At 44.7% G+C, this 25,334-nt stretch carries 16 protein-coding genes and 1 pseudogene; 8 read left to right on the top strand and 9 right to left on the bottom strand.

The window, feature by feature from the left end:
* Window positions 1–127: 127 nt before the first annotated feature.
* Together ACTHQF_RS09255 and lpdA are read right to left on the bottom strand one after the other, a co-directional pair.
* Window positions 128–967 (bottom strand): MBL fold metallo-hydrolase, encoded by an 840-nt coding sequence (locus ACTHQF_RS09255; RefSeq protein ID WP_440429866.1) that lies wholly within the window; start codon window positions 965–967, stop codon window positions 128–130.
* Window positions 968–1,054: 87 nt separating this feature from the next.
* Window positions 1,055–2,443: a dihydrolipoyl dehydrogenase gene (gene lpdA / locus ACTHQF_RS09250; RefSeq protein ID WP_440429864.1), complete on the bottom strand. Its 1,389-nt coding sequence runs from the start codon at window positions 2,441–2,443 to the stop codon at window positions 1,055–1,057.
* A 466-nt stretch (window positions 2,444–2,909) separates the two neighbouring features.
* Here lpdA and ACTHQF_RS09245 point away from each other — a divergent pair, with 466 nt between their 5' ends.
* Both ACTHQF_RS09245 and ACTHQF_RS09240 read left to right on the top strand, forming a co-directional pair.
* On the top strand, window positions 2,910–6,263 hold the full coding sequence (locus ACTHQF_RS09245) for a TonB-dependent receptor (protein WP_440429863.1): 3,354 nt from the start codon (window positions 2,910–2,912) through the stop codon (window positions 6,261–6,263).
* Between the two features lie 172 nt (window positions 6,264–6,435).
* Window positions 6,436–7,853: pseudogene (locus tag ACTHQF_RS09240) on the top strand (IS1182 family transposase).
* Window positions 7,854–8,140: 287 nt separating this feature from the next.
* On the opposite strand, the gene ACTHQF_RS09235 reads toward ACTHQF_RS09240, so the two are convergent.
* Both ACTHQF_RS09235 and ACTHQF_RS09230 read right to left on the bottom strand, forming a co-directional pair.
* The gene (locus ACTHQF_RS09235; protein WP_440429862.1) at window positions 8,141–9,676 is read right to left on the bottom strand and encodes a RagB/SusD family nutrient uptake outer membrane protein; all 1,536 of its coding nucleotides are present in this window, start codon (window positions 9,674–9,676) and stop codon (window positions 8,141–8,143) included.
* A gap of 29 nt (window positions 9,677–9,705) precedes the next feature.
* Window positions 9,706–12,897, bottom strand: coding sequence for a SusC/RagA family TonB-linked outer membrane protein (locus ACTHQF_RS09230; protein WP_440429861.1), 3,192 nt, complete (start codon window positions 12,895–12,897; stop codon window positions 9,706–9,708).
* 575 nt (window positions 12,898–13,472) lie between these two features.
* Here ACTHQF_RS09230 and ACTHQF_RS09225 point away from each other — a divergent pair.
* Window positions 13,473–14,789, top strand: coding sequence for a S41 family peptidase (locus tag ACTHQF_RS09225; RefSeq protein ID WP_440429860.1), 1,317 nt, complete (start codon window positions 13,473–13,475; stop codon window positions 14,787–14,789).
* Between the two features lie 66 nt (window positions 14,790–14,855).
* Here ACTHQF_RS09225 and ACTHQF_RS09220 read toward each other — a convergent pair whose 3' ends face one another.
* Both ACTHQF_RS09220 and ACTHQF_RS09215 read right to left on the bottom strand, forming a co-directional pair.
* Window positions 14,856–16,037, bottom strand: coding sequence for an AIR synthase related protein (locus ACTHQF_RS09220; RefSeq protein WP_440429858.1), 1,182 nt, complete (start codon window positions 16,035–16,037; stop codon window positions 14,856–14,858).
* A gap of 94 nt (window positions 16,038–16,131) precedes the next feature.
* Window positions 16,132–18,315, bottom strand: a complete 2,184-nt coding sequence (locus tag ACTHQF_RS09215; protein WP_440429857.1) for a glutamine synthetase III family protein — start codon at window positions 18,313–18,315, stop codon at window positions 16,132–16,134.
* Between the two features lie 433 nt (window positions 18,316–18,748).
* Here ACTHQF_RS09215 and purL point away from each other — a divergent pair, with 433 nt between their 5' ends.
* Genes purL through fbp form a run of 5 tightly spaced genes read left to right on the top strand, consistent with a single transcriptional unit; the run spans window position 18,749 to window position 23,624 of the window.
* Complete coding sequence (purL, locus tag ACTHQF_RS09210) at window positions 18,749–20,971, top strand: phosphoribosylformylglycinamidine synthase subunit PurL (protein WP_440429856.1); 2,223 nt, start codon at window positions 18,749–18,751, stop codon at window positions 20,969–20,971.
* Between the two features lie 3 nt (window positions 20,972–20,974).
* Entirely contained in the window at window positions 20,975–21,358 is a 384-nt protein-coding gene (gloA2, locus tag ACTHQF_RS09205) for an SMU1112c/YaeR family gloxylase I-like metalloprotein (protein WP_440429854.1), read from the top strand.
* A gap of 56 nt (window positions 21,359–21,414) precedes the next feature.
* Window positions 21,415–22,065 (top strand): tRNA1(Val) (adenine(37)-N6)-methyltransferase, encoded by a 651-nt coding sequence (locus tag ACTHQF_RS09200; RefSeq protein WP_440429852.1) that lies wholly within the window; start codon window positions 21,415–21,417, stop codon window positions 22,063–22,065.
* Between the two features lie 10 nt (window positions 22,066–22,075).
* Window positions 22,076–22,567, top strand: coding sequence for a metallophosphoesterase family protein (locus tag ACTHQF_RS09195; protein WP_440429851.1), 492 nt, complete (start codon window positions 22,076–22,078; stop codon window positions 22,565–22,567).
* Window positions 22,568–22,589: 22 nt separating this feature from the next.
* Window positions 22,590–23,624, top strand: coding sequence for a class 1 fructose-bisphosphatase (gene fbp / locus ACTHQF_RS09190; protein WP_440429850.1), 1,035 nt, complete (start codon window positions 22,590–22,592; stop codon window positions 23,622–23,624).
* A 6-nt stretch (window positions 23,625–23,630) separates the two neighbouring features.
* Here the strand turns inward: fbp and rnhA are convergent, their stop codons facing one another.
* From rnhA to ACTHQF_RS09175, 3 genes are all read right to left on the bottom strand, one after another.
* Window positions 23,631–24,104, bottom strand: coding sequence for a ribonuclease HI (gene rnhA / locus ACTHQF_RS09185; RefSeq protein WP_440429849.1), 474 nt, complete (start codon window positions 24,102–24,104; stop codon window positions 23,631–23,633).
* Between the two features lie 62 nt (window positions 24,105–24,166).
* On the bottom strand, window positions 24,167–24,586 hold the full coding sequence (locus ACTHQF_RS09180) for a hypothetical protein (RefSeq protein ID WP_440429848.1): 420 nt from the start codon (window positions 24,584–24,586) through the stop codon (window positions 24,167–24,169).
* A 108-nt stretch (window positions 24,587–24,694) separates the two neighbouring features.
* Window positions 24,695–25,333 carry an SIR2 family protein gene (locus ACTHQF_RS09175; RefSeq protein ID WP_440429847.1) on the bottom strand — a complete coding sequence of 213 codons (639 nt, stop codon included), beginning with the start codon at window positions 25,331–25,333 and terminating at the stop codon, window positions 24,695–24,697.
* Window position 25,334: the final 1 nt, after the last annotated feature.

The following is a 25,334-nucleotide window of genomic DNA, read 5'->3' as shown; positions in this document are numbered from 1 at the left end:
ACTAAACAACAAAAATTATTCCAAGATTGTTTTGAAAAGCATACAGAAGTTCATTGCAGCGGCATTGTACAACAGCCGCACACAACGTTAAAAATTTAATTTCATTGTGCGAACTTTACACTATCGTCTAAAGATCAGAAAGTTTGAAGATTTCTTTGGCCCGCACACCTTTCTCCGTTTCCTGTAAGGTACAGCATTCATTAACACCATCATGTTCCAGAAAAAGAATATAGTTATTCGCAACAGCTTCCTCTAAAAATGCTTTTTTCTCTACAAGTGTTTTCAAGGGAAACATGTCATATGCCATGACATAAGGGATCGGAAGATGTCCTACAGAAGGCAGCAGGTCTGCCATGTAGACAATCGTATGCCCTTTATAACTGATCTGTGGTAACATCATGGCGTCCGTATGGCCATAGGCAAACCTGATCTTTACATTATCCTGAAACGTTCGACCCTCTTCATCGGGAACAAACTGCAGTTGTCCGCTTTCCTGGATCGGCAGGATGTTTTCCTTCAAGAAAGACGCTTTCTCCCGGTCATTCGGATGTACCGCCCAGTCCCAATGCTTTTCATTGCTCCAGTAAGTCGCGCGTTCAAAGGCAGGCTTCAGCTTTTCGCCATCACGCACAATGGCACCGCCACAATGGTCGAAGTGCAGGTGGGTGAGGAACACGTCCGTAATGTCTGAACGGTTAAATCCAAGTGCCGCAAGCGACTTGTCCATGCTGTCCTCGCCATGCAGGTGATAATGTCCCAGGAACTTGCTGTCCTGTTTATCGCCAATACCGGTATCGATAAGCGTCAGCCGGTCACCATCTTCAATCAGCAGGCAACGCATGGCCCAGGTGCAAAGGTTATTGTCGTCCGCAGGATTGGTCTTTTGCCAGATGGTTTTAGGTACTACGCCGAACATGGCACCGCCGTCAAGTTTAAATAATCCGGTTTCAATGGTATGTAACTTCATGTTTGCTTATGATTTGCTGTAAAAATAGAAAACCCCCGGATTTAGGCCGGGGGTTTTATCGATTATTTTATTGTTCGTTCAGGAATTCTACAAGTGGATCACTTCACCGTAGGCGTCAGCGGTAGCTTCCATAATGGCTTCGCTCATGGTGGGGTGTGGGTGAACAGCTTTCAGGATTTCATGACCTGTGGTTTCTAGTTTTCTTGCTACCACGATCTCTGCGATCATTTCCGTTACGTTCGCACCGATCAAGTGTGCACCTAGCAATTCGCCGTATTTTGCATCATAGATCACTTTAACGAAACCATCTTTTGCACCGGCCGCACTTGCTTTACCAGATGCAGAGAATGGGAATTTACCAACTTTAAGTTCGTAACCTGCAGCTTTTGCAGCTTTCTCTGTATAACCTACCGAAGCAATTTCAGGTGTGCAGTAAGTACATCCTGGGATGTTATTGTAATCTAAAGGCTCTGGATGGTGACCAGCAATTTTCTCTACACAGATGATTCCTTCTGCAGAAGCAACGTGTGCCAATGCCTGACCAGTTACCACATCACCAATAGCATAGTATCCTTTTACGCCGGTACGGTAGAACTCATCAACAACGATCTTACCTTTTTCAGTTTTGATACCGGTTTCTTCCAGACCAATGTTTTCCAGGTTAGCAACAATACCTACTGCAGACAATACGATATCCGCCTCAAGCACTTCTGTTCCAGTAGCAGTTTTAACCTGTACTTTGCAGCCAGCGCCTGAAGTATCTACAGACTCCACAGTAGAAGAGGTCATCACATTGATGCCAGCTTTTTTGAAGTTGCGCAATAACTGTTTTGAAACATCTTCGTCTTCAACCGGAACGATGTTGTCCAGGAATTCAACGATGGTCACCTTGGTACCCATAGTCGCATAGAAATAAGCGAACTCAACACCGATAGCGCCAGATCCAACAACAACCATCGATTTAGGCTGCTGTGGCAGGTTCATCGCCTGTCTGTAGCCAATGATCTTTTTACCATCCTGTTTAAGGTTAGGCAATTCTCTTGATCTGCTTCCAGTAGCAACGATAATATGAGGAGCAGTGATCTCTTTCTGAGAACCATCAGCAGCACGAACTTCAACTTTGTTGTTCGGCTTAACCTTAGCGGTTCCCATGATCACTTCAATTTTATTTTTCTTCATCAGGAACTGAACACCTTTGCTCATACCATCAGCAACACCACGGCTGCGTTTGATTACTGCGCCGAAGTCAGCTTCTGCAGGTGCTGTTTTAATGCCATAGTCAGCAGCATGATTGATGTATTCAAAAACCTGTGCACTTTTTAAAAGCGCTTTAGTTGGAATACATCCCCAGTTAAGGCAGATCCCACCTAAAGATTCACGCTCTACAATGGCAGTTTTTAAACCTAATTGAGAAGCTCTGATCGCAGCAACATATCCACCCGGACCGCTGCCTATTATAATCACATCGTAGTTCATATCTTAAAATAAAGGAATAATACTTAGTACCTCGCAAAATTAGAAAAAATACTTTAGGAATTGGCGATGCCCATCTGGTTCTGCGATGAATTGTGATTTTGAATACAGATGTTACAGAAAAGATGACTGCTGCAGCTTTTTATATACAAGCAAAAAGCTTCTTTAACCAATGCAGTCGAGTTAAAGTGCTAATTCTGAAATCCCGGGAGTTGATAAGGTACAGGCGAAAGATGCAAGTGCCTCCTGCGCCAGGAGTTCTCTGTTTACATATACAGAATCTATAATAATTCAATTTCTGTAGAGTATTTCGAGAAGGAATGTTGAAAAAATAAGCTCTTGTTGAAAAAAAGCGTGTAGTTAATATAAAATTAACATGCGAAACTAAATGCGTGATAAATAAATAATTACCTTTGCGGCGTTTTATCACAATTAACACAAAAACACACACTTATTTTAAAAAAAAAGTATGATGAAATCTTTACTATCTCGGATTGTAGTAATTGTTATCGCTTTTGTAGGTTTCTGCACAGTTTCGCAAGCGCAGGTGACCACATCTTCGATAACAGGTACGGTGAAAGATGCCACACAGGCCCTGCCAGGGGCAAGTGTCAAGGCAATTCACGTGCCAACCGGAACTGTTTATGGCTTGACCACGAACAATGACGGTCGTTTTTCCATTGCCAACGCTCGCGTAGGCGGACCTTACACCATTGAGGTTAGCTACGTAGGCTACAGCACAAAGAAGTTCGAGAACATTTACCTGAAATTAGGTGAGCCTTACGTTCTGAACGTTGTTATTGCTGATGATGCTGCTCAACTTGCGGAAGTAAGAGTAGTTGGTAATCAGCCAAATGCCATCATGAACTCTAACAAAAGCGGTTCTTCGACCGTTGTTACCAGAGCTCAGATCCAAAACCTTCCAACCATTAGCAGAAGTGTAAACGACTTAACCCGTTTAACACCGCAGGCAGGTGGAAACAACGGAATCGGCGGTGGTAACTTCCGTTCAAACAACTTTAGCGTGGATGGTGCAAACTTTAACAACCAGTTCGGTATTGGTCAGAACGTTCCAGCGAACGGTTCTCCAATTTCAATTGATGCATTGGAGCAGATCTCTGTGAACGTAACACCTTATGATGTGCGTCAGTCAGGATTCACCGGTGGTTCTGTGAATGCTGTAACCCGTTCAGGTACAAACACATTCTTCGGAAATGCTTTCTTTACCATGCGTGGCGAAGAGCAACAAGGTAAACGTGTTAAAGATTTCAGAATTCCTGATGCTCAAGTTCAGAGCTTCGACGAGAAGAACTATGGATTTAGCTTAGGTGGCCCGATCATTAAAGACAAATTGTTCTTTTTTGTGAACGCTGAGAAAAAGAAAACTATACAGCCGGGAACACCTAGGATTGCTGCGACGGATGCCCTTCCTTATGGTTCCGTTTCTACAGTAACCAAAACGACTGCATCTTTCATGGATGAGGTTAAATCATACCTTTTGAATAGATATGGTTATGATCCTGGTATCTACCAAGGTTACAGCAATGTGAGTGATAACGAAAAGTTATTCGCAAGATTAGACTGGAACATTAACAACAACCACCGCTTCAGCATCCGTTACAACCAGGTAGAAAGCCAGACTCCAAGTTCAGCTAGTACCTCAGTAACTGGTTCAGGAGTGCCAACAATCGGCGGTTATGTAAATAACAGATCTGGTAATAACCCGAACGCAGGTTTGCCGTTCTCGAATTCCAACTACTTTACTGCTGCCAACCTTTACTCTGCAGTGGCAGAGTTAAACTCTACCTTCGGCAGTAAGGTTACCAACATTGCCCGCGTTACTTATACAAACCAGAATGATCCAAGAAACTCTGAGAGTGCCTTGTTCCCGATGGTGGATATCCTTGATGGTACACCTTCAGGAAGAAATGTTGGTAGCGTGCTTACTACATTCGGATACGAAGCCTTCACTTATGGAAACTTAAGAGATGTGGAGACTTATACCTACAGTGACGACTTAAATATCGCATTAGGTAAACACAATTTAACACTAGGTTTGCAGGCTGAGTTTTCTACGACTAAGAATGGTTTCCAACGTTTCGGAACAGGTTTCTACACCTTCGCTTCCTGGAATGATTTCGTAAACAATCAAAGACCTTTACAATATTCGGTTACCTATCCTCTAACCGCAGACGGTTCTCAGGCATTCCCGAGCTTTAAGTTCGCACAATACTCTGCTTACCTGCAGGATGAATTTAACGTATCCGACCGTTTAAAATTAACCGGAGGTATCAGGTTCGAACAAGCTACTTATCCGGACGTCTCTGAGGTTAAAACCCATCCATTGGTAGCACAACAAACCTTTGCAGGTGGTAAAACCATCAATACAGGTTCTTTACCTGAATCCAGAATGACCTACTCTCCACGTTTTGGTTTTAACTGGGATGTAAATGGGGATCGCTCGCTGCAATTGCGTGGTGGTACTGGTATCTTCACCGGCCGTATTCCATTTGTATGGATTGTATCTCAATCAGGCGACGCTGGATTGTTACAATACACCCAAAGCTACACAGGTACCGATGTTCCTTTCTTTAACCCGAGTATTGCTCCAAACTTAACTTCGCCTAAAGCTGAAGCAGGTTTAACCATGCCAGGCACCATCAGCTCGATCTCTTCAGACCTTAAATTTCCTCAAACTTGGAAATCAAGTTTAGCAGTTGATTTCAGATTACCACTGGGCATTGTGGGAACACTTGAAGGTATTTATGGCAAGGACCTCAACGTTGCCGTTGCGAAAAACGTGAATCTGAAAGATCCTGTTCAGTTAAACAACCCGAATTCATCTGATAACAGACCATTTTTTGCAAACTCTAATAATGCAAAGCAATTCGTAAATACAACTTCTGCAGGTATTATTGATCCTAATGGCAATGTAGCCAATAACGTGATTGAGATGACCAATGCTAAAGGCGGATACAACTGGATGGCTACTGCACAGCTAACTAAAAACTTTAGCAATGGTCTTGGCTTAATGGTTGCGTATACCAAATCAGACCAGCGTAACTATGGTGACCAAGGTGGTGACCAGTTATTAAACCTGTGGTCTATTCCACCGACATCAACTAACCCGAATAGCCCTACTTTAAGTTACTCAAGTAACTTAACACCAGACCGTATAATTGCAAACGTTTCTTACCGTAAAGAATGGTTAGGAAACTTAGCGACTTCGTTCTCACTATTCTATGAAGGTTCGCAGCAAGGTAGATTCTCTTATGTTTATTCATCTGACTTCAACCGTGATGGTCAAAGTGGTAATGACTTGATTTACATCCCTAGAGATGCAAATGATATTGAGTTTGCAGACATTACTACAGGTACTGGTACAAGCCAGAGAGTTGTGTTCACTGCAGCGCAGCAGAGCGAAGCTTTCCAGGCCTACATCGATCAGGATGAATATTTGTCTAAACGTAGAGGTCAGTATGCAGAGCGGAATGGTGCTAAATCTCCTTGGAGAAACCAGTTTGACTTCAGATTGGTACAAGAGGTATTTAAAAACGTAGGCGGTACCAAGAATTCATTCCAGTTTACTGCTGATATCTTTAACGTAGGAAACCTGATTAACCGTAATTGGGGAACTTATGACTTAATTAGAAACAGTTCTATTTTAGTTCCTACAAACACAAACGCAATCAGCGCTACTCAGGCTCCAATCTTCAACATGGCTCAATCTGGTGGTGATCTGGTAAGATCTACCTTCGGTACAACACAAAGCTTTAATTCTACTTATTACATGCAGTTCGGAGTACGTTACAACTTCAACTAATATCTAATCAAGTAATATTCCAAAAAAGAAAGAGCCTGTATCATAAATCATGATCAGGCTCTTTTTTTATATAATGGTTTTTTCTACAGGTGTTTTTTCAGGCACTAAATGGTTGCTTTTACTTGCTTTAAAGGGCTGTTTTTCTTATTTTTAAGTACAAAACATACAGGAAATGGCAGTAAAAAGACCTACTTTCAGGCCCTATCACCAGAATCAATTGGTGATGCTTCCCCCGAGTCTGGACGACTTAATTTCTGCGGATCATTCTGTCCGCGTTGTCAATGATGTGATTAATCGGATCAATCTTGAGCCGCTTTTAAAAGCTTATCACATCAGGGGTGGATCTAATTATCATCCTTTATTGCTTTTGAAGGTGCTGGTTTATGGTTATGTAACTAATAGCATGCACTGCGCTCGGTGTTTGAAGAAGTTGTTCAATTACTGGCCACCGAAGGGCTTTTAAGCATAGATCAGGTTTATACCGATGGAACCAAGATTGAGGCAAATGCCAACAAATACACCTTTGTTTGGAAGAAATCAATCCAGACCAATAAAGAGAAGATGAAAAAGCAGCTGGAGGATATCTGGAACTACGCCCAGCATGTCGCTGCTGATGAAGATCGGATGCCTGAACCACCTGATCTCACTACTATCAATCCCGAAAGTGTGAATGCCACCGTTGAAAAGCTCAATAAGTTGCTTGCAGAAAATGACCAGGTTGATAAGAAAGTTAAAGCCAAGCTGAGGTATATCAATAAGAACTTTCCGGAAAACATTGCCAAATATGAAAAGCAGGAAGCCACTCTGGGAGAGCGCAATAGCTACAGCAAGACAGACACAGACGCTACTTTCATGCGCATGAAAGAGGATCACATGTTAAATGGCCAATTAAAGCCAGGGTACAATGTACAGATATCCACCTCCAACCAGTATATCGTTAATTACACCATCCATCCAAATCCTACAGACGCACTAACCTTAAAAGCCCATCTGGAGCAGCATGAGCGTAGCTTCGGTAAGGCTCCTGATACCCTTACCGCAGATGCTGGATATGGATCAGAAGAAAATTACACCATATTGGAAGGAAGACAAGTTAAGGCATATGTGAAGTACAACACGTTCGATAAAGGCCAAAATGAGACTTATAAAAACAAGTATCCGTTCCATGTTGATAGACTTTTTTACAACGAGCAACAAGATGTATATATCTGCCCAATGGGCCAGCAAATGGAATATATTGGTGACAGAAGTCATAAGACCGGCAACGGGTTCATACAGACCTACAGGCAATATCAAGCGAAAAGCTGTACTAGCTGTCCTTTGAATGGAGCTTGCCATAAATCTAAAACCAATCGGATCATCGAGATCAATGTAAATCTAAAAAGACAAAAACAACAGGCTCATGAGCGACTCAACAGCGAGCAGGGAATAAGGCATCGAAAGAAACGATGCTTTGATGTTGAGCCAGTCTTCGCAAATATCAAACAGAACCATGGGTTCCGCCGCTTCATGCTCCGAGGTAAAGAAAAAGTCGAGATCGAATGGGGTTTACTCGCGATAGCACAAAACTTAAGGAAAAAAGCAGCATAAAAAGCCTGCTTTTGCGTGTTTTGTCCTCAAAAGCTTCAACGAAGCACCACTTTCTACACTTGATGATCAAGAACCGCTGAATAACAAAAAACTATCAACAAAAAAAGAGGCCGATCATCTTTCAATGATACGGCCTCTTTCTTTTTTGAGGTTGTTTTAAATGATAAGGGGTATTGATAAGCGAAGTCTAAAGTAATACCTGGATCATAAACGACCCAGGTATTGTGGTCAAGAGCATTAGTTCGAACCCTAATTGTTCATGTTTTTAGCAGCACACAGTCCAGGGATTAGTATCCTGGGTTCTGTGGAGTTAAGTTCGGGTTGTTACGCATCTCTGCAGTAGGCAGCGGGAATAACAAATGTTTCTCGGCAAGCACGATCGTTGGGTTGTCGGGAAACCTATGTCCTACGAAATCATCAAATCCATTCGTTGCTTCGTTGTATGCTTTTCTCAAACGTACCATGTCAAACCAGGTCACGCCTTCGTAGCACAGCTCATGCCAGCGCTCTCTCCAAACTGCTTCTTCAAACTGCGTTTGGGACAATCCCGAAAGTACAGGAATCTGCGCACGACGTCTGATGGAATTCAGTGCTTCATAGGCCTGTGTGTTTGGCGAACCATCGGCACGGTTTTGCGCTTCAGCGTAGACTAGCAAAACGTCTGCATAACGGATCTGCGGCCAGTTCAGATCTGCCTGAGTGGTACCTTTTGTACCGGCAGTACCGTTTGCAACCACGTCAAAGTGTTTGAAAATGTAGGGCGCATTCAATGCTTTCAGCGCACCATCGCCACCGTCATAGTACGAAGTGTAAAAGAAGCCCTCACGATCTTTAGCCCGTAAGTCATTTGGCTCATAAGAGTTGTAAAATTGTGCAGTTGGTACCGTAGAGCCGACCTCATCACTGTATGCCGAAACGTTTTTAAAGTTTGGCAAAAGCAATTGCTGCATCGGGTTACCAGCAACGGTAGCCAGGTACTGAATCTGAAAGATATGCTCACCTTTGTTCTCTTGCGCAAGGCTATGCAAGTCAGCGTAAGAGGCAAATAGCGTAGCCCCAGAATTGTCTATAACGTCTTTTGCCGCATCAGCAGCAAGGCGGTAGTATTCTGTACCTTTATTCAGCGGCTGTCCGGCCATGGTAAGGTATACCTTTGACAGTAAAGACTTTACTGCTGCGCGACTTGCTCGACCACTAGCATCGAGCCAAGGCAAGCCAGCAGCTTCAGCTTGTGTTAGATCGTCCACGATCAGTGCGTAACCTTCTTCAATCGGTTTTCTTGTTGGAAGAAAATCTTCTGACTCGGTAGTCTGTGGCTTAGTGATCAAAGGTACATCGCCGTATAAACGTACCAGATAGAAATAAGCCCAGGCACGAAGGAAACGTGCTTCGCCGAGGATTTGAGCTTTACGCGTCTCATCCATTGGTGTAATTGCCGGTACTCTTTCCAGAACCAGGTTCGTTTGGGCAATAACGCTATACAGCCCATTCCACCAGTTACGAACCAGTAAGTTGTCGCCATTGTACTGTAAGCCGATAAGGTTGTTCAGGTCAGAGTTCTGTCCTGTCTCTGTTTTTGCGGTGCCGGTTACAACCTCCAGCATCGAGAAGTTAGCGACAAAGATACCTGCACCACTCCCAATGAAACGTGTTTGCGCATAGGCGGCCGCTAAGGCAGCTTCAGCATGCTCCGGTATGGTGTAATAGGTGTCAGGTGTTAAGTTGGAAGGATCCGTTTCTTCAAGAAACTTTTTACAGCCTGTGCCGAATACCATCATGGCAAGCAGGACAAGCGTGGATATATGTTTAAAATTGTATTTCATGATCATTCTATTTGAAATGGATAATATTACTATAAACCGATGTTAAGACCTAAAAGGAAGGTTGTTGGCTTAGGATAATCAAAGAAAGTTTGACCTTGTGAAAACACGTTTCCATAAGTTGTAACCTCTGGATCATTACCCCTGTATTTAGTAATCAGAAAGAAGTTTTGTGCACTGGCATAAACCCTCAATCGGCTTAACTTCAATTTCTGAGCAACCTCAGCTGGGAAGGAGTAGCCAAGCAATGCATTTCTACCACGGATAAATGATCCATCTTGTATCCAGCGAGTATCAACGTTGGTTACGTAGCCTGCACGGGTATCGCGGATCGCAGCAATAGGCGTATTCTGGTTTTGTGGGGTCCAGGCATTAAGCACGCTCTTGTAGCTGTTGGCAATACCAACGCGGTCTTCCGCGGAGTGTGTGCTCATATCCATTACATCGTTCCCGTAGGAGTATTGAAGGTCAACCAGTAGTTCCCAGTTTTTGTAGCGGAAATTGTTAATGAAAGCACCCCAGCCTTTAGGGCTACCATTTCCAATGATGCTTCGGTCTTCATCATTGATGGCGAAATCACCATTGCGGTCTAAATATTTCACGTCACCCGGCAACAACGGTTTACCACCGCGATAGGTATATCTTGCCGCTTCAGCACGCTCTGCCTCGCTCCAGGTACCTAGACGGGTTAAACCCCAGAATGATCCAACTGGTTCGCCAACGCGGATAATACCGGTTTCGTTCGTAAAACCTGGGTTACCCACACCGAAGATATCTGCAGGTGTAGCAAGCTCAAGTACTTTGTTCTTGTTAAATGAAATGTTGAAGGTTGTATTCCAGGTGAAGTCTTCAGAGTTAAAGTTTACGGTGCTGATACCTAATTCTAAACCTTTGTTCTCCATCTTACCGATGTTCCGGAAAACACTCGGATGTCCACTGGTTCTTGGAACAGGTGCGTCAAGCAGCATGTCGGTTGTTTTTCTATAATAAACATCAGCTTCCAGATTAATGCGGTTCTGGAATAAACCAAGTTCAATCCCGATATCGGATTGTGCAGTGGACTCCCATGCGAGTTCATTGTTGCCTAACCTGTTGGTTCCAATACCACCAAATCTCGTATTGTTGAATATGGCTGAATAGGTACCCAGTAGACCTTTCGAAGAATATGCTGGAATCTCAGAGTTCCCGGTCACACCATAGCTGGCGCGCAACTTCAAATTGGAGATTGTGTTACTTCCTTTAAGAAAATCTTCCTCTGAAACTCTCCAGGCGAAAGCACCGGATGGGAATAATGCATATTGTTGTTGGGTTCCAAATTTAGAAGATCCATCGGCACGAGCAGTAACCGTGAAAAGATACTTATCTTTCAAGGTATAGTTCACCCTGGCGAAATAGGAGTTGAATGTAAACTCTGAACGGCGGGAACCTCCCGGGTTAGGTTTACCAGCAGCGCCTAAGTTATTTGGACCAAAAAAGTCAGTCGAAAAATTCTCGCCGCTTGCATTAAATCCAAAGATACTGGTTTGATACCAGGAAGCACCTAAGGTTGCATTGATCACGTGATCGTCTCCAATCTTCTTATTGTAAGTGAAATAATTTTCCAACGACCAGTAGCTTTCGCGGTTATTATCCAGATAGGCCGTGCCACGTTGATCAAAGGCAATACCGTAGAGCGATCGTCCATTGTATTCGTTACGTCCACGCGTTACGACGTTGGCACCGAGGATACTCCTGAATTCCAATCCTTCAGCAATGTTAATGTTGGCAAAAACGTTACCAAGGGCCGTTTGTGTTTGCAGCATATACTTCCTGTCGGTCAGGATGTGGACCGGGTTCGAACCACCTTCAGCGCCCGGATAATTCTGGTTATCTGCCCAGGTTCCATCAGCGTACTTGACAGGCAGGAATGGGAAACTTTCAGTGATCATCCTTACCGAGTTTAATCCACCCGTACCGATGTCGACCAGGTTTTCATCCTGATTGGTATAGGTCAAGCTACCGCCCACTTTAAGCCAGGTTTTCATTTGGCTCTCTACATTGAACCTTCCTGAATAGCGTTTTAGATAGGAGTTAAGCAGTAAACCATTGTCTTCACGAAGGTTTAAAAAGATCCCGTAAGTGGTTTCCTGGTTACCTCCGGTAAGGCCGAGTTGATGATTATGAGAGAGCTTATTTTGGGTGGCCTCTTTGAACCAGTCGGTGTCATACAAAGGATTGCCCTGTGCATCGAACAAATTTGGAAGGCTCAGACGTTTGATCCTTGGATCAACATAGTTTCCTGCTGCCCAACCTGCAGGGTCATAGGTTTGTGCATTTGCATAAGCCAGATTTTCGGTATCGAGGTATTCTCTTGCATTCAGCATTTCCACCCGGTTCGGACCAATCGTTGGTACGCTGAATTCTGCATCGTAGGTGATTCTACTCCCTGCAGAACTACCTTTTTTGGTGGTGATCAGGATCACACCATTCGCGCCACGTGCACCATAGATCGCGATGGAAGATGCATCTTTAAGCACCTCTACGGAAGCGATATCTCCAGGGTTCAAGAAGTCAATGGCATTACTGTTTTGTGTTTGCGAGCCTACCGGAAGGATCACACCATCAATGACATACAGCGGATTGTTGGAGCTGTTGATGGAGCTAAATCCACGAACACGAACGTTGGTCTGTCCACCAGGGCGACCGGAGTTCGTATTTACCTGCACACCGGCGATTCGGCCCGCCAGTGCCTGGTTCAGGGAAGCGGCGGGACGTTCTTCCAATTGTTCCTGACGTACGGAACCCACGGCGCCAGTTACGTCCGACTTACGACGGGTACCGTAACCTACTACCACGACATCCTGGAGGTTCTCGCCCTCAGCTGGGGCCATACGGATGGTGATCGCGGATGCGCCGTTACCTGCAGCACGTGTCTGCGGGTTATAACCGATGTAAGAAAAAGTGAGGGTTTCTGAAGCATTTGTCGCTTCAATGGTGAATTTACCAGCGCCGTCGGTTACTGTAGTTTTACCGGAGGCACTCTTAATCCCAACACCTGCGAGTGGTCTGCCCGACTCGTCCAGGACCGTACCGCTGACACGGATCTGTTGGATATTACTTTTGGAAAAGGTGATACTTGCAGCTTTGAGACTGGCGCTGTATGCAGAAGTCCCATTTGCAAAGGCCTGGTTGCCCATTAACATGAGCACAGGGATACCTGTACAGAGTAAATGTTTGATTTTCATAAAGTTTATTATTGGTTAGAATTGATGTAGGTGCGCGGGGCACCAGGTGCTGTACGAAATACGGGAAGGAGCTGTTGGTGTTGCTTGCCGACTTTAGAGCGTAAGAAGGGTGCTTTGTTTAAAGGTGAATTACTAAACCGATTTACTAAGTGTTTATATTAATATACTTATCAGCTATATTCTTGTATCAAATTGGTTTGAGATGTCGATTAATGGATCTTATCTATCGAGCGGCACGTAATTCCCGGGTTCTTTTAACTCTTTGGCTAGTTAAACAGATGAAAGCGTTATTCAATTATAGGTATATACTATCCATATTCCAAATTTCTTTAAATAATTTATTGCGAATAAATTAATAATAATTTATCCGATGCTAAGCAAATAATTTATGTTCCAGGAGGCAAACGGCGGAACCTTTGTTCGTAAGCATACACTTGTGCCATAGAACCCATATGTGTTTGGAACAAAGGCAGATTAGCCTGGAAATGATCTGCTTTACTGCAGGGATTTGCAGATTGTAAATGTGCTTTCCCGCTGCTATATTCAGCCAATATTTTTCTGCTAACCGACCAAAAATGCAATTAAAAAAATTTCTTTATCTGGCAGGATTGACCCTGATCAGCTTACCTCACTATTCAAACGCGCAATCCGGACCTCACCCGGGACAGCAAAATAAGAAAACACCGTCTGAACTTGCCAGTGTGGGCAACTTCAAAGGCGCCGCAGTCGCCATAGATAAACTTGGCGCCGGACGCGCCGAAAAAGATAAGGAAGTACTTTACAACTATGCAAGAACCTATGCACAAGCGGATGAAAAAGCAAAAGCACTGAAGCTGCTGAACCAGGCTATTGATCGGGGTTTCTTAGCGATCAACCGCGTTAAGGAAGATGAAGCCCTGAAAACTGCGCTGGGCAGCAGCGGTATGGAGCAGGTGCTAAGCCGTATGCGTCAGCTTTCCGCACCATATATCAGCGGTAAAGCCGTACTTTCCAAAGCAGAAAAAGAAGAAATTTTCAAGCTTGCCCTGGAGGGACTCGATAAGTTCTACTTCGATCCGAAGGTTGGAAAAGAGATGACCGACGATCTCAACCGGATGTTTTATAAAGAAGGTCAGTTTGATAAGATTGATACCCTTTCGAAATTCACGGGGGAGCTGGTGAAATATTTCCGCAAGAAGACCAACGACAAACACTTTTACATTGGTGTAGACCGTGGACAAGTATCAGAAAGGGTACCTAACCTGAGCGTGACTACACCAGAAGAGCGGAACTTCGGTTTTAGGGAAGTCGCAGTGCGCAACGGAAACATCGGGTACATCCGCTGGGATGAATGTATCGCCGGCCCGGAGGCCTATAAAACGGCGGAGAGTGCTTTGAACCTGATGCGGAACACCCGTGCGGTGGTGATTGACATCAGCCACAACGGTGGTGGAAATGGTGAAATCTCCACCTTCCTGTATCACTATCTGTTTAAACCGCAAGACAAACGATTCGAAACCCTGCTGATCAAGAAGTGTAAAGGCGAGGACGAATGGCGCCGCAGTGAACCACCTGTAGCACCATTGTCGGCCGGACCCAATCTTGGCGACAAGCCCATTTATGTGGTTACTTCCGGCAATACCTTCTCTGCAGCTGAATACTTTGCCTTCATGATGAAAGAGCTTGACCGTGCAACCATCATCGGCAAAAACACCGGCGGTGGGGGTAACCCGGTGAACATGATCAGCAATGGGAAATATATGATGTATGTTCCGACCTGTCAGATCACAACCAGTGAAGGGAAGTCGCTCGAGGGTAAAGGTGTTGCGCCAGACATCGAGTTCAAAACTGAAGACTGGAGCAAGGAGCTCATGGAAGTGGTGAATGATGACCTGAAGAAGCAAGGCAAATAATAAACCAGAATTTTCCATAATGCAGAAAGCCTCGATCAACGGGGCTTTCTGCGTTATGGAATATAGTTAAAAGTACTGGAAAGTACCTTTTTCACTTTGTATCGTCACCTGTTTTTTATCACCAGCTTCTACACGACCCACGATCTGCGCGTCGATGTTAAAGCTTTGAGAGATCTCGATGATGTCTGCAGCAATTGCCTCCGGAACATACAGCTCCATACGATGACCCATGTTAAATACCTTGTACATTTCTTCCCAGCTCGTACCGGATTGCTCCTGGATCAATTGGAATAACGGGGGTACCGGGAACAGGTTGTCTTTAATTACATGTACATCCTCATTGATGAAGTGCAAAACCTTTGTCTGTGCACCACCACTGCAGTGTACCAGTCCATGGATCTGGCTTCTGTAGCTTTCCAGAACCTTCTTGATCACCGGTGCATAGCTGCGGGTAGGAGATAACACCAATTTACCAGCAGTCACGGTGGTGTTTTCATCAACAGCGATCTCGTTTGTTAAAGCTTTACTTCCGGAGAATACCAGGTCAAACGGTACTGCAGGGTCAAAGCTTTCCGGGTAAGCCGAAGCAATGGCCTTATGGAAAACATCATGTCTTGCGGAGGTTAGTCCGTTAGAACCCATGCCGCCGTTGTATTCTGATTCATAACTTGCTTTACCGCTGGAAGACAAGCCTACGATCACATCTCCCGGCTGGATGTTGTGGTTGCTGATTACCTCTTCGCGTTTCATTCTGCAGGTCACGGTCGAATCCACGATTATGGTTCTTACCAGGTCGCCCACATCAGCGGTCTCGCCGCCGGTAGAGTAGATGGAGATGCCTTGCTCACGCAGTTCAGCTAAAATCTCTTCCGTGCCGTTGATGATTGCCGCAATCACTTCACCTGGGATCAGGTTTTTGTTACGGCCAATCGTTGAGGATAAAAGGATGTTTTCTGTTGCACCAACGCAGATCAGATCGTCCAGGTTCATGATGATGGCATCCTGTGCAATGCCTTTCCAAACCGACAGGTCGCCGGTTTCTTTCCAGTACACATAGGCCAGGGCAGATTTGGTGCCTGCACCATCGGCATGCATAATGTTGCAGTACGCTTCATCATTTCCCAGGATGTCGGGGATGATCTTACAAAAAGCCTGAGGGAAAATTCCTTTGTCAATATTTTTGATGGCATTATGCACATCTTCTTTTGAGGCAGAAACGCCACGTTGGTTATACCTGTTATCACTCATGTTGTTGCAAAGATATAGAAAGCGCTTAAAGTAGGGTGTTTTAGAAATAAAAAACCCCTCAGCAAGGCTGAAGGGTTTGTAAAAGAAGGATTAATTATTTTGAAAATAGCAGCTCTCTCAATTTTGGTAAAGGCCAAACGTTATCATCAACAATTTGCTCCAATTTATCAGAGTGATAACGGATGTTGAAGAAGTAAGACTTCACTTTCTCATCATAAGCAATCGCTTTCTCACGGGTATCTTCAATGTTGTTGGTCACTTTACGTTCTTCCAGCATGGCATCAACGTTGTTTTTCACAATTCTAAGGTGTTGTGAAAGTTTGTTGATGATCTCTACTGGTGTAGATAGCGCTTCCTCGTTCAGGCCAAGTTCTTTTAGTCCCTTAGCATTTTCGATCAAAGTATTCTGGTAAGCGATACAAGCCGGGATGATCATGCTGTTTGCAACTTCACCATAAACCCTTGCCTCGATCTGAAGCTTTTTGTAATAGCTTTCCAGAAGGATCTCGTGACGTGCATCAAGCTCTCTTTTGCTGAAGATGTTGGTTTTAGTGAATAGCTCAACACTTTTCTCGCTTACATAAGCGTCTAATGCTTTAGGTGTGGTTTTGATGTTTGCTAAACCGCGACGTTCTGCTTCTTCTTCCCACTCTTTACCATAACCATTACCTTCGAAACGGATATCTTTCGATTCTTTAATGTAACGTTTGATCACGGTTAATAAAGCGATGTCTTTTTTCTCGCCTTTTTTGATCAAACGGTCAACATCAACTTTAAATTTCACCAACTGATCTGCAACGATCGCGTTCAATACGGTCATTGGTGCAGAAGAGTTCGCCGAAGAACCTACGGCACGTAGCTCAAACTTGTTACCAGTGAAGGCGAAAGGTGAGGTACGGTTACGGTCGGTATTGTCTAATAAGATCTGCGGGATCTTCGGAATACCCAACCATAGTGCGTTATCTTCTTTAATCTTTTTGCTGATGCGGCTGTGCTCGATCTCATCAAGTACCTCGTTCAACTGCTGACCAAGGAAGATAGAGATGATCGCAGGTGGCGCTTCGTTTGCACCTAAGCGGTGATCGTTGCTTACCGAAGCGATACTTGCTCTTAAAAGATCTGCATGTTCGTGCACCGCTTTGATCGTGTTTACGAAGAAAGCAAGGAACATCAGGTTATTTTTAGGTGTTTTACCAGGTGCCAATAAGTTTTTACCGGTATCGGTGATCAATGACCAGTTGTTGTGTTTACCTGATCCGTTGATCCCTGCATAAGGTTTCTCATGTAAAAGCACTTTGAAGTTGTGTCTCAAAGCAACTTTCTCCATCACATCCATCAATAATTGATTGTGGTCGATGGCAAGGTTAATTTCTTCGTAGATCGGTGCACACTCAAACTGCATTGGTGCAACCTCATTATGACGGGTTTTCAAAGGAATACCCAATTTCAAAGATTCATTCTCGAAATCTACCATGAAAGCCTGTACACGCTCCGGGATAGAACCGAAGTAATGATCCTCTAACTGCTGACCTTTTGCAGACATGTGGCCGAATAAAGCTCTGCCAGTCATAACAAGATCCGGTCTTGCATTATATAAGGCTAGATCTACCAGGAAGTATTCCTGTTCGATCCCTAAAGAAGCATTTACTTTAGTGATGCTTTTGTCGAAATACTGACAAACATCAACTGCAGCTTTATCGATTGCATTTACCGCTTTTAAAAGTGGCGCTTTAAAATCTAAAGCTTCGCCAGTATAAGAAACGAAAACGGTTGGGATACAAAGTGTTTTTCCAGAAGGGCTTTCCATGATGAAGGCTGGGGAAGAAGGATCCCATGCGGTATAACCACGTGCTTCAAAAGTATTACGGATACCGCCGTTCGGGAAGCTGGAAGCATCAGGCTCTTGCTGAACCAAGGCGCTACCTGCAAAATTCTCTACCGGACCTTCGCTGCTTGGCTCAAAAAAGGAGTCATGTTTCTCTGCAGTGGTGCCGGTTAATGGCTGGAACCAATGGGTGTAATGTGTTACACCTTTAGACATTGCCCATGTTTTCATTGCCGTAGCAATATGGTTTGCGTCGTCCTGGCTAATCAGTGTGCCTTGTTCAACAGCCGAAATCAACTTGCCGTAAACTTCTTTAGACAAGTAAGCTTTCATTTTTTTCTGATCAAAAACGTTTGATCCAAAAAAGTCAGAAATCTTTGTTGATGGTGCTTTAACCTCTGGATATAGGCGGGATTGTGCTTCGTTTAATGCAAATGATCTTAAACTTTTCATTGGTTTTTTAGAATTTGTCCAAAAATAGACCTTTTTAATTTTATTTCTGCTCAAATGTTCAAAAAATCTACCTCATTTTTCAATATCACAGTGAATTTTTAACTTAAAAATCGAAAAATGATGAAAACAGGGGTGTCAAACACCGAAGGCTAGCAATTTGTTACATGAATGATCAAAGATTGTATTTCCTAAAAAACGGTAGCATACCGACGATCTACCCTTACCTGAGCGGCGCTTGAGCAGGCATTCAACCACTGGTGAAAGGCCCTTGATCCGCCCAGGGGGCGAGTCAACCCCGGTTCAAGGCCGGGTCAAGGGCGGGTCGAGGCCCTATTGACCCCCCGGCAGATGGGTAACGGATATAGCTTTATAAAACTTCAAGGCATTTACAGGATTTTTTTACCTTTGCCATAATCCTTAAACATACATTATAGTGGAAAATACACAGCTGACAACATTAGAAACCGCCAAGGACCTTGGTCTTTTACCAGAAGAGTATGATAGAATTATAGCGATCCTGGGTCGTACACCTAATTTTACAGAACTAAGTATCTTTTCTGTGATGTGGAGCGAGCACTGCTCTTACAAGAACTCCATCAACTGGCTAAAGAAACTCCCTAAAGACGGTCCACGTATGCTGGCCAAAGCAGGAGAGGAGAATGCCGGAATGGTTGATCTTGGTGATGGCATTGCCTGCGTGTTTAAAATTGAGTCGCACAATCACCCTTCTGCATTGGAGCCTTATCAAGGTGCAGCAACCGGGGTGGGTGGTATCAACCGTGATATCTTCACCATGGGTGCAAGACCAATCGCACAGCTGAACTCGTTGCGTTTCGGTGATCCAAATCACCCGAAAACACAATGGCTGATGAAAGGCGTGGTAAAAGGTATCGGTGATTACGGAAATGCTTTCGGGATCCCTACCGTAGGTGGTGAGTTGTTCTTCGATGAGAGCTTCCACGTTAACCCATTGGTAAACGCGATGTCTGCGGGTATCGTGAAAGTTGGTGAAACCGTTTCTGCGACATCTTATGGTGTAGGTAACCCGGTATATATCGTAGGTTCGGCTACCGGTAAAGACGGTATCCATGGTGCTGCCTTTGCATCGAAAAATATTACAGAAGATTCTGTGAACGACCTTCCTGCCGTTCAGGTAGGTGATCCGTTCCAGGAAAAACTGTTATTGGAAGCAACCTTAGAAGTGATTCAAACTGGTGCCGTTATCGGTATGCAGGATATGGGTGCCGCTGGTATCATCTGTTCGAACTCAGAGATGAGTGCGAAAGGTGAGCACGGTATGCGCATCGACTTAGATAAAGTTCCAACCCGTCAGGAGAACATGAAACCTTTCGAGATCCTGTTATCAGAATCTCAGGAGCGTATGCTGATCGTGGTTGAAAAAGGCCGTGAAGCAGAAGTGGAAGCGGTATTTGATAAATGGGATCTTCACGCGGTGCAGATCGGTGAAGTAACCGATACGCAGCGTCTGGAGTACTACATGAATGGCGAACTGGTTGCAGATGTACCTGCAGACGACCTGGTATTGGGTGGTGGTGCACCGGTATATGACCGTGAATACAAAGAGCCGGCTTATTTCCAGGAATACAAGAAATTCAACATTGATTCGGTTGCGGTACCACAAAACCTGAAAGCCATTGCTGATCACCTGGTTTCACATCCGAACATTGCTTCGAAAAGATGGGTAACCGATCAGTACGACTCTATGGTAGGTACGGCAAACATGACCACCAACCGTCCAAGTGATGCGGCGGTAGTTTCTGTAAAAGGAACCGATAAGGCTATTGCTTTAACAGTAGACTGTAACTCACGGTACGTGAACGCAGATCCGGAAACCGGTTGTGCCATCGCGGTAGCAGAAGCGGCAAGAAACATTACCTGTGCAGGTGGTGAGCCAGTGGCGATCACCAACTGTCTGAACTTCGGTAACCCTTATGTACCGGAAGTATTCTGGCAGTTCGCATCAGCGATCAAAGGTATGAGCGCTGCAGCAACAAGGTTCGAAACGCCAATTACTGGTGGTAACGTATCTTTCTATAACCAGTCGACCGACGACGGACCGGTATTTCCGACCCCAACCATCGGTATGTTGGGTATCCTGGATAACAAAGAGACTTTAACCACTTTAGACTTCAAACAAGCGGGTGATCTGATCTACCTGATCGGTGCCTCTAAAAACGATATTGCATCCTCACAATACCTGGCTTCTTACGTAAAAGTAAAAGCATCTCCAGCGCCTTATTTCAACCTGGAAGAAGAGTATGCGATGCAGCAGGTGGTTAAGCAGCTGATTATTCAAAAGCTGATCAAATCTGCGCATGACGTGGCAGATGGTGGTTTATACATTTCGCTATTGGAATCTTCAATGCCAAACAACCTTGGTTTCAACATCAGCAGCGATGAGTCGATCCGTAAAGACGCCTTCCTGTTCGGTGAAGCACAAGGCCGCGTGGTGGTATCCCTGTCTTCTGATCAGCAGGAAGCATTTGTAGAATTGCTTGCCGCTTCAGAAACGGAGTTCAGCTTATTGGGTACCGTAACTGATGGTACATTGGTTGTTGACGAAGAAAACTTCGGAACGGTGTTAGAGGCAAAACAAGTACATTTAAACGTATTGCACAACATCTTAGGCGCATAAGCCATGTTCAATAAAATACACCATGTAGCGATCATTTGCTCCGACTATACCCGGAGCAAAGATTTCTACGTGAATACCCTTGGATTAACAGTGGTACAGGAAGTATACCGGGAAGCCAGGAAATCTTACAAGCTTGATCTGGCGGTGAATAGTCACTACCAGATCGAGCTTTTTTCTTTTGAAAACCCACCATTGCGGGCTTCAGGTCCTGAGGCCGTCGGCTTAAGGCATTTGTGTTTTGAGGTCAATGACCTGGATGCTGTGGTTGCAACGTTAAATGCCCGGGGTGTGGTCACTGAACCGATCCGGGTGGACGAGTACAGCGGCAAACGCTTTACCTTCTTTACCGATCCGGACAAGCTGCCGCTGGAGATCTACGAACGTTAGCGATGGGTTCTGTGTTCCGTTTTAAGGAGTTTGAAGTTGATCAAACTGGCTGTGCGATGAAGATCAATACCGATGGTGTGCTGATTGGCGGAATTGTTACTGCTGATGCGCCCTCGCGTATGCTGGACGTTGGAACCGGCACCGGTGTGATCGCCATGATGCTGGCGCAGCGGTTTCCTAATGCTGTTGTGGAGGCCATAGAAATCGATCCTGCTGCCGCTGCTACAGCTACTAAGAACTGCGCTTCATCGCCCTTTGCTTCGAGGCTTAAGGTTCATACCGGAGATATCCTACACTTTGAAAGTGCTACTGGTTACGACCTGATCATCTCCAATCCACCATTTTTTGTAAATGATCTACAAAATCCGGAAGCACGAAAGCGACTCGCGCGGCATGCCGATGAAGATTTTTTTGTTGGGCTGATCCGGAAGGTTTCCATGCTGTTAAATCCTTCTGGTGAATGCTGGCTGATCTTACCCGTTAAACAAGCGGAGGAATTGGTGGTTCAGGCGGTATTGTACAAGTTGTTTCCGAAGCGCATCATCCATGTGCATTCCGATGAAAGTAAACCAGAGATCCGGCAGGTGATTTGTTTCAGTTTCGCCAATGTGGCGCCTGTACATGAAGATTTCTATATTTACGCTGCGCAGGGCGTGTACACGGATGCTTACGTAAGTTTGCTGAAGGACTTTTTCCTGGCATTTTAAATCTACTATTTTGAAGCGAATTGGATTGATATCTGATACCCACGGGTATCTGGATGAAGCAGTATTTAAACATTTCGAGGAATGTGATGAGGTTTGGCATGCGGGCGATTTTGGTGCAGATGTAGCAGCCCCATTAGCAGCTTTCAAACCTTTAAGAGGTGTATGGGGGAATATTGATGATAAAGACATCCGCCTGGAGTTTCCGGAGCATAATCGCTTTATGTGTGAAGATATGGATATCTGGATGACGCATATTGGTGGTTATCCGGGAAAATATGCGCAACAGGTAAGACCAGAAATATACACTAAGCCACCAAACCTTTTTATAACAGGACATTCGCACATACTGAAAGTCATGTTTGACCCAAAAATCAACTGTCTGCATATAAATCCCGGAGCAGCAGGTAAATCCGGCTGGCATAAAGTAAGAACATTAATTCGTTTTAGCATTTCTTTCGACAAAATTGATAACTTAGAAGTAATAGAGTTAGGTAAAAGATAACGTACACTTTACACTAAGTATCATGGCAGGCATTAAAACTTTGGGCCAGTTCATTCTTGAAAAACAGGCCGACTTCCCGTATGCAAAAGGGGAATTATCCAGGTTGCTGCGCGACATTGGAATTGCAGCTAAAATTGTAAACCGGGAGGTGAATAAGGCCGGACTGGTGGATATCCTGGGCGACGTCGGGTCTGTGAACGTCCAGGGGGAGGAGCAGAAGAAGCTGGATGTGTTTGCGAATACCCAGTTCATTGCGGCCCTGACCTGCGGTGGCGAGTGCTGCATTGTTGGCTCCGAAGAAGAGGATGAGTTTATTGCTATCGATTCACCGGTATCGGTGGATGCTAAATACATTGTTTGTATTGACCCGCTTGACGGTTCCTCGAACATCGACTGTAACGTGGGTGTGGGTACGGTGTTTTCTGTGCTTAGGCGAAAATCTGTTGAGGGTAAGGCCACGCTTGCGGACGTACTGCAAAGGGGCACGGAGCAGGTTGCTGCGGGCTATGTTGTTTACGGATCATCAACGATGCTGGTGTACACCACCGGTAAGGGGGTAAACGGCTTTACGCTGGATCCTTCAATTGGGGAATTTTGCCTTTCACACCCGGACATGAAGATTCCTGCCAATGGTAAGATCTACTCGATCAATGAAGGGAACTATATGAACTTCCCTGAGGGGGTAAAGAAATACCTGCATTATGCACAAAGTACAGATCAGGCGACCAACCGGCCTTATACTGCAAGATACATCGGCTCTATGGTGGCCGACATCCACCGGAATTTGATTAAGGGGGGTATTTACATCTATCCAACGACGACCTGTTCGCAGGATGGAAAGCTGCGGTTGATGTATGAATGCAATCCGATGGCTTTCATTGTGGAGCAAGCTGGAGGAAAGGCCTCAGACGGTTTCCGCCGGATCGTGGACATTGAACCGAAGGATCTGCACCAGCGCACCTCCATTTACATCGGCTCTAAAGAAATGGTGGAGATGGTGGAAGGATTCCTCGCAGAGGACAAGGCAGCAAGCGGTCTGAAAGTTAAAGTAGGTTAAGCGTGTTTAAAGTAGGGTAGAGGCGTTGCGCTCCGCTTCGAAGGCAGCGTCAATCTGCCATTCTGCACGGTTTTTTGATGCTGCGACTGCCAGCTGGTCGCAGCGTTCGTTTTCCGGGTGCAGGTTATGCCCTTTGATCCAGGTAAAGGCAACATGATGAAGCTTGTATATGTTGAGGAACTGCATCCAAAGGTCTTTATTCTTTTTGCCTTTGAAGCCGGTTTTAGCCCAGCCGAAAACCCATTTCTTTTCTATGGAATCGATCACGTACTTGGAATCGGAGGTGACCATCACTTGCGCGCCTGGTGTCTTGATGGCTTTTAGGCCCTCAATTACGGCGAGTAGTTCCATGCGGTTGTTGGTGGTCATGCGGAAGCCACCGCTAAGTTCCTTGTAATGTTTTCCGGAGCGCAGGATAACACCGTAGCCACCTGGGCCGGGGTTTCCACTTGCTGCGCCGTCTGTGAAGATTTCGATCATAGAAGGGGCAAAGGTAAGTTTTCTGGTTTGAAAACGTATATTGGTGTGGATTAATGGACGTTTTAGTCGTTATTGGTGTTTCTTGGTAAAGGTTCGAGCCCTATATTCCACCCTTTATGGGGCAAAGTCTTTAAACGAGATTTTTGCCCCATTTTTTTTTCCCGTAACTCTTTGTTTTCCAGATATATTAACTCGGCCGCCCGGTTGACTTTTCCGGTTCGACATGCCCCTTCTACGTACATCATTTTTTCAGGGAACAAAATACCTACTAGGTACCTTTTCGCCTCAATACTGGCAATATCATATAACCTGTCTACCTCACAAAGCGCGTTTACAGCCATTTGAGCTAGATTTTTGATGTTTACATGCGTCGACTTCTGTACGTTTACTTCATTTAGCCGCATCTCCAAACGTGCGACTGTCGAACCGTTCTCCTCTTTAATCTTCCGATACTCATTCGCTTCCAGCTCATGTAGCAGCAATAGTTCTCTTGCATTGTCAATTTTCTATTGGCTTCCCCAATTTGTCGGATGAGTTCGTCGCTTTCTTCTTTTATTGCACGGTGCTGATTGGTATAGGCTTCCGCAATACTAGCGACAAACAATTCTGGATAGCCTGAACGTATACGTTAACAGTACATTCATTCTTTCGTCATAACCCGTCAGTTCTGACTTGATATTCAGAAATTTGGTGTCCAGGTAATCGCCATTTATTTTCACTATGGTGATTTTATTGTGAACAATGGGTTGCACATTTTCAATCTGGCTAGCATTTGAGATCACAACCGCCTCGATCCCTTCATCTTTTAACGCATTTTCCAGCAACCGGTCAAAATTTGTTGTGACGACGACTTTAAAGGTTCCGGCTTTAATTAATTTAGCAATAGCCTGGTGCGCCTTGGTAGGTCGTTTCAGACCTTCTTCGAATTCTTCTTCCGTAGGTTCAAAATACCTTTTAAGCAGATTAATCCGTTCTTCTGGTGTGCTGGTAATTGATTCTAAAATCTCAGAGTAGTCTGGCTCCTTGCCGAATTTATTACGGTACCATCGCGCTGGGTCTTTTCCGGGATCTTCCTTGTGTACAACAGCTAGTTGTTTGATCTGATCCTCGTTAATTTCCCAGCCGGTGGGTATGCCAGCATTTCTGGAGACACCAGACCCTAAGAACAGAGCCTGTACGCCCGGATTGTTATAAAGTGTATAAGAGAGGTAGGTTAGATCATTATTCATA

This window comes from Pedobacter sp. SAFR-022, from assembly GCF_051965375.1.
In the GTDB taxonomy this organism is placed as follows: domain Bacteria; phylum Bacteroidota; class Bacteroidia; order Sphingobacteriales; family Sphingobacteriaceae; genus Pedobacter.
Note: the sequence above shows the minus strand (reverse complement) of the source record. Positions and strands in the feature narration are given on the sequence as shown.

Coding starts and splice junctions, on each gene's coding strand:
- gloA2 (WP_440429854.1), top strand. CDS start 20,975: ATGTTCAATAAAATACACCATGTAGCGATCATTTGCTCCGACTATACC.
- ACTHQF_RS09245 (WP_440429863.1), top strand. CDS start 2,910: ATGATGAAATCTTTACTATCTCGGATTGTAGTAATTGTTATCGCTTTT.
- fbp (WP_440429850.1), top strand. CDS start 22,590: ATGGCAGGCATTAAAACTTTGGGCCAGTTCATTCTTGAAAAACAGGCC.
- ACTHQF_RS09215 (WP_440429857.1), bottom strand. CDS start 18,315: ATGAAAAGTTTAAGATCATTTGCATTAAACGAAGCACAATCCCGCCTA.
- ACTHQF_RS09225 (WP_440429860.1), top strand. CDS start 13,473: ATGCAATTAAAAAAATTTCTTTATCTGGCAGGATTGACCCTGATCAGC.
- rnhA (WP_440429849.1), bottom strand. CDS start 24,104: ATGATCGAAATCTTCACAGACGGCGCAGCAAGTGGAAACCCCGGCCCA.
- ACTHQF_RS09235 (WP_440429862.1), bottom strand. CDS start 9,676: ATGAAATACAATTTTAAACATATATCCACGCTTGTCCTGCTTGCCATG.
- lpdA (WP_440429864.1), bottom strand. CDS start 2,443: ATGAACTACGATGTGATTATAATAGGCAGCGGTCCGGGTGGATATGTT.
- ACTHQF_RS09200 (WP_440429852.1), top strand. CDS start 21,415: ATGAAGATCAATACCGATGGTGTGCTGATTGGCGGAATTGTTACTGCT.
- ACTHQF_RS09230 (WP_440429861.1), bottom strand. CDS start 12,897: ATGAAAATCAAACATTTACTCTGTACAGGTATCCCTGTGCTCATGTTA.
- ACTHQF_RS09220 (WP_440429858.1), bottom strand. CDS start 16,037: ATGAGTGATAACAGGTATAACCAACGTGGCGTTTCTGCCTCAAAAGAA.
- ACTHQF_RS09255 (WP_440429866.1), bottom strand. CDS start 967: ATGAAGTTACATACCATTGAAACCGGATTATTTAAACTTGACGGCGGT.
- ACTHQF_RS09175 (WP_440429847.1), bottom strand. CDS start 25,333: ATGAATAATGATCTAACCTACCTCTCTTATACACTTTATAACAATCCG.